Source organism: Micromonospora sp. CPCC 206061 (assembly GCF_036906915.1).
In the GTDB taxonomy this organism is placed as follows: Bacteria; Actinomycetota; Actinomycetes; order Mycobacteriales; family Micromonosporaceae; genus Phytohabitans.
The window spans coordinates 135251-146858 of sequence record NZ_JBAKHX010000003.1; the positions used below are offsets into that span (position 1 = coordinate 135251).

Consider the following 11608-nt stretch of genomic DNA (forward strand, 5'->3'; position numbering starts at 1 on the left):
TGGCCGTCCGTGGATCAGATCTGTCTGGTGACGACGGTTGTGGATGCGCGATCCGTTGCCGATTTGCTGGCGGCGTCCGCAGTTGCCGGACGGCTGGCCGCCTGCGCACAGGTCGGCGGTCCGCTCGACAGCACGTACTGGTGGGAGGGGCGGGTCGAGACCGCGCAGGAGTGGTCGGTGCAGTTCAAGACGAGCGCCGACCGCGTCGAGGCGCTGGTCGATCACGTGCGCGCCGCCCACCCGTACGACGTACCCGAGATCATCGTGACGTCGGTCGGCAGCGGCAACCCGGCCTACCAGATCTGGGTATATGAGCAGACCCGGGGCTGAGTACCCCGACTCTGCCCACGGGTCGACAGCGGGCGCGACGATGCTCCTGTGATGTACCCCTGCCCTGCATGCGGCGCTCCCGCCACCCTGGCGTCCGGCTGCCCGCGCTGCGGTCGCGGTCCCGACCCGGACGCGGCCGAGGTGATCCGCTTGAACGCGGAGATCGCCGATCTCGCTACGCGCCTGCGAACCGCCGAGACGCGCAGGGGTGAGCTGGCCGCCCGGGTGCGAGCGCGCACCCCGTGGCCGGTGCCGGTTGCCGCTCCCGCGCCGCCGATTCCCCTTCCCGTGCCCGTTCCCGCGCCCGTGCCGGTGCCAGCTGCCGGGCCGCGTCCGGAGGCGTCCACCCTGACGGTGCAGAGCGTGCTGTTCGTCCTCGGCGGGCTGCTGCTCGGCGCGGCGGCGGTCGTGTTCACCGCGGTCGCGTGGGCGGCGTACGGCGTGGGAGGGCGGGCCGCCATCCTGGCCGTGGTCACCGCGCTGGCGCTGAGCGCGCCGCTGCTCGCGCTGCGCCGCCAGCTCACGGCCACCGCCGAGACCTTCGCGGCCGTCGGGCTGCTGCTGGTGCTGCTGGACGGGTACGCCGCCTGGTACGTCAACCTCTTCGGTCTCGCCGGTTGGTCCAGTGCCCGGTACGCCGCGCTGGTCTGCGGGGTGACCGCCGCCGTCGCGGCCGGGTACGCCCTGGCCACCGGGCTGTCCGGTCCGCGCTTCGCCGCTCTGGCCGTGGCCCAGCCGATCCTGCCCCTGCTGGCGTACCCAGCCGACCCGGACGTGTTCGGCTGGGCCCTCGTGTACATCGCGGTCGCGCTGCTCGATCTGGTGTTGGTGTGGCGGGCGTCCGGTGCCCTGCGCGTGGCCGGTTGGGTGGCCTACGGGGGCGCGCTGGGTCTGGGGTTCCTGGCGGCACTCGGCTCGGTGCTGGTGGGGTCCGGTCCCGCGCCGGCCGCCGCCGGGGTACCGCTGGTAGTGGTCGCCTCGGCGCTGCTCGTCGGCGCCGTGGTGGCCCGCTCGCGGCTCCTGGGAGCGGTGGCCGGCGCCGGGGTCGTGATCACCCTGGGCGCGGCGTCCCTACGCCTGATCGCCGAGCTTGGTCCGGGCCTGACGCTGGTCCTGATGGCCGCGGTCGCGCTGGCCCTGGCAGCCACTCCCACCCTGATCGCCGCACGCGATGATCACGGCGTAGCGGGGGTGCGGGTTGGGGCGGCGGTCGTCGCCGGCACGGTTGGTTCGGTGGCCGTCGTGATGGCGGGCGCGATCGCCGCCGTCGCCGCCGCTCGGGCGCTACCGCCGTGGGACGCCGATCTCGGTGAGTACGCGCTGCCGTTCGACTGGCAGGTGCCGGTCGCGGTGGTGATGGTCGCCGGGGCAGCGGCGCTGCTGGTGCCGCGCGCCTACCGGCCGGACGCGGTGGTGTTCGGTGGCGCCTTCGCGGTACTGGCGCTGCCCCTGCCGTGGTGGCTCACGCCTGTGGTCGGCCTTGCCGGGGGCGCGGGTCTGGCACTTGTGGCGGCCCGGCTGCGGCGCGCCGCCTGGGCCGCGGTGGCTGGTGTCCTCGCGCTTCACGCCGCCGTGGCGAGCCTCGCCCGCCCGCTCACCGGCGCCGTCGTGCTGGCTGGCGCGGCCGCGGCGGGCCTCGCGGTGGCCGCTGCCGGGCGGCGCTCGGCGATCGGCGGGTTCGGGCTGCTCGGGGGCGTGCTGGCGGCTCCCGCGGCGGTGGGTGCGGCTCTTCTGGCCGCCGATGTGGAGCCGTGGTGGGTGGGGCGCGGCACGCTGGCCGCCACGGCCGCCCTCCTGCCGGGGCTGGTCGCTGTGCGCCGGTGGTGGCCGGAGCACGCGCGGTACGCCGAGGGTGGCCTGCTCGCCTTGGCGCTGGCCATCGGCACCCTGCCGGAGGCCTGGGGCACCGGCGACCCGCCCGGTGTGTACGCCGCCGCCGCCCTGGTGCTGGGCGCGTTCGTGGTGCGTGACCGTCCGAAGTGGGTGGTGGTGCTGGCGCCACCTGCGACCCGGGCCCTGGTGGCCGTCGCGCCCGCGCTGTGGGCGGTGCTCGCCGAGCCGTACCGGTGGCTGGGAGACATCTGGTCGGGGGCACCCGATGACGGATGGTCGATCTCCGGCCCGGCAGCCGCGACGCTGATCGTCGCAACCGTCGCGGTTGGACTGATCCGGCCGATGTGGACGCTGCCGCTCGCCGCTCTGGCGGTACCCGTGACGCTTGCCGCGGCCGACGCGCCCTGGCCGCTCGTTCCCGCCGCGAGCCTCGTGCTTGGTCTCGCGGGGATGCTGAGCCGGTACCGTGTCGCCTTCCTCCCGCTCGCCGCCGCCGGCCTGGCCGGCACGCTGCCCACCAAGGCCGCGACGCTGAGCGGGCTGGGGCTGGTGGTCGTGGTGTCCGTGGCCGTCGCCGCCTCTGCCCGCACCGCCGCCGCCCGCGTGACCGGCGCCCTGGCGGCCGTGGCGGCGGGCGTCGCGTTCGCGTTCGCGGCGGCTCGGGCGGCCGACTTGCCGCTGCACACCGCGGCCTTCGCGGTGCTGGCGGTGGGGGTCGTGGCGCTCGCGGCCGGTGGTGCCGTGGCCTCCCGCCGGCCAAGCGAGGCGCAGGCCCTGGACGCGGCCGCGCTGTCCGTGGCGGTGCTCGCGGTGCTGCTGGCGCTCGGTGACCTCCGGTACGCCGCCGCGGTCGCCGCGATCTGGGGCGTGGCCGCTGGCGGGCGGGCGTTGTGGCATACATCACGGCGGGTGGCGCTCGCCGTCGTCGCCGCGACCGGCGAGCTTCTCGGCTGGTGGTTCTCGCTCGCGGCCGGTGACGTCACGGTCACGGAGGCGTACACGTTGCCGGCCGCGGCTCTGGCCCTGGCCGGCGGCTGGCTCGCCCTGCGGGCCCGGCCCGAGCGGTCGAGCTGGCTCGCCTACGGTCCAGGACTGGCGGCCGCACTGCTGCCCAGCCTGGCATCGGTGCTGGTCGAAGACGGTCAGGCGGTGCGAAGGCTGCTGGTGGGAGCCGGTGCGCTGGTGGCCGTCCTGGCCGGCTCGGTGTGGCGGCGGCAGGCTCCGGTGGTGCTCGGCGGGGTGACGCTCGTGGTGGTCGTGGCGGCCGAGCTGGTTCGGGTGTGGGACCTGCTGCCCCGGTGGATCTTCCTGGCGGTGGGCGGGTTCGTGCTGATCGGCCTGGCGATGACGTACGAGCGACGGCGGCGTGATCTGGTGCGCCTCCGAACGACCGTGGGCCGGATGACGTGACCCTTAGGTAGCGGTAGCCCTACCGCACCTACGGGGGTTGTCAGGGTTTCTCAGCCCCCCTACCCTCCGGAGACTTGATATTACGCCTCGCCGCGGTGGGCGAGTGCGCCGACGACTAGGGAGACGCATGACGGTCAACGCGGTGGCGGAGCCTGCCCAAAAACGGGGCAGCGACTATGCGCGGCTATCGAAGATGGTGAGTGCGGCCGGCCTGCTCGACCGACGGCCCGGGTGGTACGCGGCGAAGATCGCGGCGACAGCGGCTCTGTTCATCGGGGGATGGGTGGCCTTCGCACTGGTGGGCGACTCATGGTGGCAGGTGCTGGTCGCCGTGTTCATCGCCGTGGCCACGACCCAGGTGTCGTTCCTCGGCCACGACGCCGGACACCGGCAGATGTTCCGCACCCGGCGCCCGAGCGACGTGGCCGGCCTCATCACCGGCAACCTGGCGGTGGGGCTGAGCTACGGCTGGTGGATAGACAAGCACACCCGCCACCACGCCAACCCCAACCATGAGGACGAGGACCCGGACGTGGGCGCCGGCGCTCTGGTGTGGACACACGAGCAGGCGTTGGCACGGGGGCGGTTCGGGCGCTGGTTCGCGCGCTGGCAGGCCTACATGTTCTTCCCACTGCTGTCCCTGGAGGGGCTGAACCTGCACTACGCCAGCGTTCGCGCGCTCTTCGACACGCCGATGCGGTACCGCCGCGCCGAGGCCGTGCTGCTGGTGGTGCACACGATCGCGTACCTGAGCGCGGTCTTCCTCGTGCTGCCTGTAGGCAAGGCGCTGGTGTTCATCGCGATACACCAAGGGTTGTGGGGTGTCTACATGGGATGCTCGTTCGCCCCGAACCACAAGGGGATGCCGATGCTCACCGCCAAGGACGACCTGGACTACCTCCGCAAGCAGGTGCTGACATCGCGCAACGTGCGGGGCGGCCGGGTGGTCGACTTCATGCTGGGCGGGCTCAACTACCAGATCGAGCACCACCTCTTCCCGAGCATGGCGCGGTCGAACCTGCGCCGGGCCCAGCCGATCGTCCGGGCCTACTGCGTCGAGCACGGCATCACCTACGAGGAGACCGGGGTCGTCGCCTCGTACAGCCAGGCCCTGCGCTCCCTGCACGAGGCGGGCAACCCGCCTAGTTGATCACGGGGCCTTGTATCGACGGGTGTTTGTCTGGTAGGAATCTTCCAGCATTGGCCGATGTCCTTAAGGAAACCTTCAAACACCCCCCCCCGTGGAGGTCCTCCGTGACCGGCAACCCCGTCAGCCGCCGGGACGTCATGCGCGGCGCCGTTGCAATCGGCGCCGGCATGGCTACCGGCGGTAGCTCGCTGGCACTCACGTCACCCGCCTTGGCCGCAGAATCGTCCACTCTCGCCGTCGCCGCGCCCACCATCGCAAGCTGCGCGACCTGGGGCGCGGCGGCCGCACGCGGCACGATCAGCAGCGTCACGACCTCGCCGAACAAGATCCTCGTCCACCACACCGCGTCTCCGAACGTCACCGACTATTCGCAGGCCGCCGCGTACGCACACGCTCGGGACATCCAGCAGTGGCACTTCGGCTTCGGCTGGGCCGACAGTGGGCAGCACTTCACGATCAGCCGCGGCGGGTACGCCATGGAAGGGCGGCACGGCAGCCTCGGCAAGCTCCGGGCCGGCAGCGGCGCCATCGTGGGAGCGCACTGCCCCGGGCAGAACTCCGCCGCCATCGGCATCGAGAACCAGGGCACGTACACGAGTGCCACGCCGCCCGCCGCGCTCTACAACAAGCTGGTCGACATGTGCGCGTACATCTGCGACCAGTACGGCATCGCGCCCACCCAGATCTACGGGCACCGCGACTTCCTCGCGACCGCCTGCCCGGGCGACGTGCTGTACGCGCGCCTGCCGCAGCTGCGCAAAGACGTGGCCGCCGCGCTCAATGGCACCACTCCAACGTGGAGCACGATCGTCGACAACACCTCCGGCGGGTTCGCGGCCGGTGCCAACTGGTCGGTCTCGTCGTACTCGGCCGAGCGGTACGGCGCCGACTACCGGTACGCCAACCCGCAAGAGGTCAGCGACCTCGCCACCTACTCGGCGACCATCCCGTCCGCCGGCAACTACAAGATCGAGGCCTGGTACCCCGGCATCGCCGGCTACAACACCTCCACCCCGTTCATCGTGTACGCCTCGGGCGGCAACCAGACCGTGCGCGTCGACCAGAGCACGGGCGGCGGGGCGTGGCGGTCGCTCGGCACGTTCGCCCTCACGGCCGGCACCAAAACCGTCGTAGCGGTGAGCCGGTGGACCAGCACGACCGGATACGTCGTCGCGGACGCGGTGCGCATCAGCCGGGTGTGATCGCGCTCGTGGGGGCAATATGTACCCATGAGTGGTTGGTGGCATCGAGTGCGGCACGCCGCGCGTCCACACTCCCACGACGCTGCTGACCAGGTCGACTCGGCGCTCGAAACCAGCAAGGAGGGCATGCGGGCGGTCTGGATCTCTCTTGCGATCCTGGGCTTGACCGCTGCCCTCCAAGCGCTGGTCGTCGTGTGGTCGGGATCGGTCGCGCTGCTCGGCGACACCCTGCACAACGTGGCCGACGCGCTGACCGCCGTGCCGCTCGCCATCGCGTTCGTGATCGGTCGCCGCCCCGCCACCCGGCGGTACACGTACGGCTTCGGCCGTGCCGAAGACATCGCCGGCATCGTGATCGTCGGGTTCATCGCGGCGTCCGCGGCGGTGGCCGGGTACGAGGCGATCCGCCGGCTGCTCAACCCGGCCGACGTCGACCACCTGGGCGCGGTGGCGGTCGCCGGGATCGTCGGGTTCGCCGGCAACGAGCTGGTGGCGCAGTACCGAATCCGGGTGGGCCGGCGCATCGGGTCAGCCGCACTCGTGGCCGACGGGCTGCACGCCCGCACCGACGGTTTCACCTCCCTCGGCGTACTGGCCAGCGCCGGCGGCCTAGCCCTCGGCTGGCGGTGGGCCGACCCGGTGGTCGGGCTCGCCATCACCGCCGCGATCCTCGTCGTTCTCGCCGGTGCGGCCCGGCAGGTGTACCGCCGGCTCATGGACGCCGTCGACCCGGAGCTGGTCGACAAGGTCGAAGAGGCCCTCCGGGCCACCGACGGCGTGCTCGACGTGGGCACCGTGAAGGTGCGGTGGATCGGCCACCGGCTGCGCGCCGAGTGCGAGATCGTGGTGGACGCCGACCTCTCGCTCGTAGCGGCACACGCGGTGGCCGTCGACGCCGAACATCGCCTGCTGCACGACGTACCAAAGCTTGGATCCGCAATGGTGCACGCGGACCCGCAGCCCCACGCCGGCCATGACCATCACGAGGCCGTGGCCCACCACCACGAGAGGAGCTCACATGGCGCTGGCCGACCTGCCCGAGTGGAGCGGCGACGACACCACCATCACCCGCACGGTTGAGCTGCAAAGCTTCATGGACGCGATCGCGGTCGTCGACCGGGTCGCCGTGACCGCCGAGGAGATGGACCACCATCCGGACATCGACATCCGGTGGCGGAAGCTGACGTTCCGGTGCAGCACCCACTCGGCGGGCAAGGTCACCGAGCGTGACTTCGAACTGGCGAGGCGCATCGACGAGATCGTGGCAAACCAGGCGTAACGCGGGCCTGTCCCAGTTGCTGGCGACGATCAGGCAGTATGGCGGCGTGAGGTTCGAAGTCAGCAAGGTGCTCGACGCCATCGAGCGGCGGCTCAGTACCGATCCCGCGCTCGCCCGAGGCGTGGTCGACCTCGCCGAGGTGGTGCGGTACGCGGACCTCGACGGCGGCCGGCCGGCAAACCTGCTGCGCCTGGGGCTCGTGGTCGACGCGTTCGCCGCACAGCTCGGCGAGGAGAACGCCGCCGTCTACACGGTCGTGCACCGCGGCCTGCTCTCCGACGCCGACCTGACGTCCAACGAGCGCATGGTCGTGCGGCGCTGGGCCGACGACGGCCTGGTCGAGGTCGTACCGGCGGTCGGCGACCGGGTACTGGAGGTGGCCGACCTGCTCGGCCTGCCCGTGCTGAGCCGGCTGCGATTCGAGGGCGTACGCGAGCGCTACGGGTGGCTGGCCGGCCAGGCCGGACGGCTCATGGCACCCGTTCCCGGCAAGAACGGCGCCGTGCTCGTGGCCCAGATGGGCGGCGGCTCGGTGCCCGTGACCGGCGCGCCCGCGCCCTCCGGCACCCAGATGCTGGGCCGGCTGTGGCGCTGCGCCGAGCCAGGCTGCGCACTATTCGGCGGCGGTGGCGGCACCTTCGCCGACCTCGCGCCGGTCCGCCGCGCCGGCGGCCAGCCCCCGCCCACCCTGCACACCGGCCGGCCCACCTGCCCCCGGCACGAGGTCCCGCTGTCCGACGCCGGCGCCCGTCCCCTGGCCGAGTCCCTGGCGGTACGGGTCGGTGGCGTGGTGCGGCAGCGGTTCGTGGTCGCCGAGGGTGAGCCCGTGACGGTCGGGCGGGCGCCCGAGCAGGGCGGCATCATGCTCGGCCAGTGGCTCACCGACGAGGCGCGGCGGTGGATCAGCCGCAGTCACGTGCGGTTCGAAATGCGCGGCACCGAGGTGGTCGCCCAGGACGTGAGCACCAACGGCACCGGCGTCCGCCCTGGCGGGTCGATGGACGAAGCCGAGCGCATGATCCTGAAGGGTCAGAGCAGGTCGCTGGGTCCGGGCGACCTGATCGAGCTGTACCCGGGCGTCCACGTCGGCCTGGCCCGCCACGTCACCTCGACCGGCCCGGTCGCCTCCCCATCGGTTATGGCCGAAGCCCCGACGATGTCCATCCGAGTGGTAGACCGCTAACACCTCCGCCGCCCGCCGTCACGACTGCGAGATCGCGCGGGTCGCGCCGCCTCCCCCGGGCCCGTCCGCGCGGGGCGCGCTGTCCGCGCGGGGCGCGCTGTCCGCGCGGGGCGCGCCCTCTTCCGTCGATCAAGGGCAAACGCACGTGGTTCGATCTCTTTTCCACGTGCGTTTGACCTTGATCGACGGAGATCTCCTTGATCGGCGTCCGTGCGCAGCACGGGCGCCGAACCAACCCCGCGCCGCGGCCTCTCGTCGATTGGAGCCGGCCGAGGCCCGGACCGCAGGCCCGCCGGTCGCCGCGATCAAGGACATCCGCAACGATCAAGGGCAAACGCACGCGGTTTAGAGATCCAACCACGTGCATTTGCCCTTGATCGACGGTGAGAGGCGGGCGCGGGGCGCGCCCGCTGGGCGGCCCGGGTGGGCGGCCCGGGTGGGCGGCCCGGGTGGGCGGCGGGTGGGCGGCGGGTGGGCTTAGAGGATCGCGGCCAGGCGTTCTACGGCCCAGTCGAGTTCTGCGGGCTCGATGACCAGTGGGGGCGCCAGGCGGATTGTCGAGCCGTGGGTGTCCTTGGCCAGGACGCCGTGCTCGGCCAGGCGCTCGCACGCCTCGCGGCCGCTCATCAGCGACGGGTCGATGTCGATGCCGGCCCACAGGCCGCGCCCGCGTACGGCGATCAGCCCGTGCCCGATCAGCGCGCTCAGGTCGGTGTGCAGGCGTGCGCCCAGCTCGGCGGAGCGGCGCTGGTACTCGCCGGTGCTCAGCTGCCTGACCACCTCTGCCCCCACGGCGCACGCGAGCGGGTTTCCGCCGAAGGTGGAGCCGTGCGAACCCGGGCTCAGCACCCCGAGGATGTCCGCGTCGGCGGCCACCGCGGAGACCGGCACGATGCCGCCGCCGAGGGCCTTGCCCAGCACGTACATGTCCGGTACGACGCCCTCGTGGTCGCAGGCGAACGTGCGGCCGGTGCGGCCGAGGCCGGACTGGATCTCGTCGGCGATGAAGAGCGTGCCGCGTGTCGTGCACAGGTCGCGGACGCCCTGCAGGTACCCGGGGGGCGGGACGATCACGCCCTGCTCGCCCTGGATGGGCTCGATGAGTACCGCCACGGTCGTTTCGTCCACAGCGGAAGCCATCGCCTCTAGATCGCCGTACGGGACGATCTTGAAGCCGGGCGTGTAGGGGCCGTAGTCGTCGCGGGCCGACGGGTCGGTGGAGAAGCTGACGATGGTGGTGGTGCGGCCGTGGAAGTTGCCGTCGGCGACCACGATCGTGGCGGTGTTCGCGGGCACGCCCTTGACCTGGTAGCCCCACTTGCGGGCCACCTTGATCGCGGTCTCGACGGCCTCGGCGCCGGTGTTCATGGGCAGTACGAGGTCCTTGCCGCACAGCTCGGCGAGGCCCTGGCAGAACACCGCGAACTGGTCGTGGATGAACGCTCGGCTGGTGAGCGTGAGCCGGTCGAGCTGGGCGTGTGCGGCGGCGATCAGCGCGGGGTGGCGGTGCCCGAAGTTGAGCGCGGAGTACCCGGCGAGGCAGTCGAGGTACCGCTTGCCGTCGATGTCGGTGACCCAGGCGCCCTCGGCCTGCGAGATGACGACGGGAAGCGGGTGGTAGTTGTGCGCTGTCCACCGCTCGGCGTCGGCCACCGCTGCCGGGGTGCGAACGAGGTCGTCGACGATCACTTCCGGACCTCCAGCGTGCAGCACTTGGGACCGCCTCCAGCCTTGCGCAACTCGGACATATCAGTGCCAATTGTCTCGTATCCACGCTCGCGAAGCGCAGCCGCCAGGCCGGTGGCCTGCGAGGGAAGTACGACGTGGCGGCCGTCGCTGACCGCGTTGAGGCCGAGCACCTCGGCGTCGGCGGGAGCGGCGAGGACCGCGTCCGGGAAGAGCCGGCGGAGCACGGCCTGGCTGCCCGGCGAGAACGCCTCGGGCAGGTACGCCACCGTGCGCTCGTCGAGCACGCAGAGCGCGGTGTCGAGGTGGTAGAAGCGCGGGTCGACGAGCTGGAGCGTGATCACGGGGCGGCCGAAGATCTCCTGCGCCCGGTCGTGTGCGGCGGTGACGGTGCGGAAGCCGGTGCCGGCCAGCAGGAGGTCGCCGGCGAGCAGCATGTCGCCTTCGCCCTCGTTGACGTACTTCGCCTCGTGCGTCTCGAAGCCGGCGCGTTCGAACCAGTCCCGGTACGCCGGGGCCTCGTCAGCGCGCTGCGGGTCGCGGAACTCGACCGCCAGCACGTTGCCGTCGATCACGGTGGCGCCGTTGGCGGCGAACACCATGTCGGGCAGGCCGGGGAGCGCCTCGATCTCGTCGACGGTGTGGCCGAGGTCGAGGTAGATGTGGCGCAGCGCTTCCCACTGCCGGACGGCCAGGTCGGCGTCGACCGGGGCCGTGGGGTCCATCCACGGGTTGATCGCGTATTCGACCGCGAAGTACGTCGGCCGGCACATGAGGTAGTGCCGGTGGGTGGCGTCCATCGTCATGCCAGCAACGCTATGCGTCCCCGGCCGTCGAGAACCACCGTTAAATCTTGCGTTGACGCGCTAATCGTTGCGTATCTTGGCCGTGGGAGGGGCGAATCATTGCGGACCCGCCCCTCACCCTTAGAACCGGTCCACGGTCTGGTTGTCGAGCCACGTGCGCAGGTCGCCGACCTTGTCGCTGGCCGTGGTGAGCCACGACAGCGAGTCGGTGAGCACCAGGATGCCGACAACGACGGCACCGATGCCGAGCAGCAGCCCGATCATCGCTTCCGACTTGCCGGCGACGTGCCGGCGGCTGGTGGCCGAGAAGCCACCGACGGCGAACAGCACCGCCAGGGCGCCGAGCGCGATGCCGTACCCGGCCAGCACGCCCGTGAGCACGAAGAGCGCGCTCGCGACGCCGATGATGAGGCTGAGCGTGGCCAGCATGCTGGCCCGCGGCCGTGGGCCGCGCACCTCGGGCTCGGTGACAGGCTCGGGCGCCAGGCCCGGCTCCCGGCGGTGCCGGGAGATCTGCTCGGTCTCGGCACGGTCGGCCTCGCGTTCGGCCGCAGCACGATCGGCGGCCGCCCGGTCACGGGCCGCCCGCTCATCCTCCTGCGTCCGTACGTTCATCGCGGTCGTATCGGCGGTCCGGCGCTCGTCGACGCGCTCTTGATCGGTTGTGGTCGAGTCCGTCGTGGTCGAGTGGCGGGAGAACGATGGCATCCGCACCACGGGACACCTCCT

General features: G+C 72.1%; 10 protein-coding genes. 7 read left to right on the forward strand and 3 right to left on the reverse strand.

Annotated elements, in window-relative coordinates:
* Positions 1-9: 9 nt before the first annotated feature.
* The 7 genes from cutA to V6V89_RS03930 all read left to right on the forward strand — a co-directional run bounded on the left by cutA (position 10) and on the right by V6V89_RS03930 (position 8387).
* Positions 10-330 (forward strand): divalent-cation tolerance protein CutA, encoded by a 321-nt coding sequence (gene cutA / locus V6V89_RS03900; protein WP_265252876.1) that lies wholly within the window; start codon positions 10-12, stop codon positions 328-330.
* A 141-nt stretch (positions 331-471) separates the two neighbouring features.
* The gene (locus tag V6V89_RS03905; RefSeq protein WP_334617608.1) at positions 472-3573 is read left to right on the forward strand and encodes an SCO7613 C-terminal domain-containing membrane protein; all 3102 of its coding nucleotides are present in this window, start codon (positions 472-474) and stop codon (positions 3571-3573) included.
* Positions 3574-3700: 127 nt separating this feature from the next.
* Positions 3701-4723, forward strand: a complete 1023-nt coding sequence (locus V6V89_RS03910) for a fatty acid desaturase family protein (protein WP_334617523.1) — start codon at positions 3701-3703, stop codon at positions 4721-4723.
* 104 nt (positions 4724-4827) lie between these two features.
* The gene (locus V6V89_RS03915; protein WP_334617524.1) at positions 4828-5925 is read left to right on the forward strand and encodes a golvesin C-terminal-like domain-containing protein; all 1098 of its coding nucleotides are present in this window, start codon (positions 4828-4830) and stop codon (positions 5923-5925) included.
* A gap of 27 nt (positions 5926-5952) precedes the next feature.
* On the forward strand, positions 5953-7005 hold the full coding sequence (locus V6V89_RS03920) for a cation diffusion facilitator family transporter (RefSeq protein WP_334617525.1): 1053 nt from the start codon (positions 5953-5955) through the stop codon (positions 7003-7005).
* Positions 6944-7204 carry a 4a-hydroxytetrahydrobiopterin dehydratase gene (locus V6V89_RS03925; protein ID WP_334617526.1) on the forward strand — a complete coding sequence of 87 codons (261 nt, stop codon included), beginning with the start codon at positions 6944-6946 and terminating at the stop codon, positions 7202-7204. Before V6V89_RS03920 ends, V6V89_RS03925 begins: the two co-directional genes overlap by 62 nt.
* A 46-nt stretch (positions 7205-7250) precedes the next feature.
* Positions 7251-8387 (forward strand): FHA domain-containing protein, encoded by a 1137-nt coding sequence (locus V6V89_RS03930; RefSeq protein WP_334617527.1) that lies wholly within the window; start codon positions 7251-7253, stop codon positions 8385-8387.
* A gap of 477 nt (positions 8388-8864) precedes the next feature.
* Here the strand turns inward: V6V89_RS03930 and rocD are convergent, their stop codons facing one another.
* The 3 genes from rocD to V6V89_RS03945 form a co-directional block, all read right to left on the reverse strand.
* Positions 8865-10073, reverse strand: a complete 1209-nt coding sequence (gene rocD, locus V6V89_RS03935) for an ornithine--oxo-acid transaminase (protein ID WP_334617609.1) — start codon at positions 10071-10073, stop codon at positions 8865-8867.
* On the reverse strand, positions 10073-10873 hold the full coding sequence (ddaH, locus tag V6V89_RS03940) for a dimethylargininase (RefSeq protein WP_334617610.1): 801 nt from the start codon (positions 10871-10873) through the stop codon (positions 10073-10075). Before ddaH ends, rocD begins: the two co-directional genes overlap by 1 nt.
* Positions 10874-10999: 126 nt before the next feature.
* The gene (locus V6V89_RS03945) at positions 11000-11596 is read right to left on the reverse strand and encodes a DUF308 domain-containing protein (protein ID WP_334617528.1); all 597 of its coding nucleotides are present in this window, start codon (positions 11594-11596) and stop codon (positions 11000-11002) included.
* Between the last annotated feature and the right edge of the window lie 12 nt (positions 11597-11608).

Bases quoted from the DNA above. Each gene is read 5' to 3' on its own strand.
- V6V89_RS03910 (WP_334617523.1), top strand. From the start codon at position 3,701: ATGACGGTCAACGCGGTGGCGGAGCCTGCCCAAAAACGGGGCAGCGAC.
- ddaH (WP_334617610.1), bottom strand. From the start codon at position 10,873: ATGGACGCCACCCACCGGCACTACCTCATGTGCCGGCCGACGTACTTC.
- V6V89_RS03920 (WP_334617525.1), top strand. From the start codon at position 5,953: ATGAGTGGTTGGTGGCATCGAGTGCGGCACGCCGCGCGTCCACACTCC.
- V6V89_RS03925 (WP_334617526.1), top strand. From the start codon at position 6,944: ATGGCGCTGGCCGACCTGCCCGAGTGGAGCGGCGACGACACCACCATC.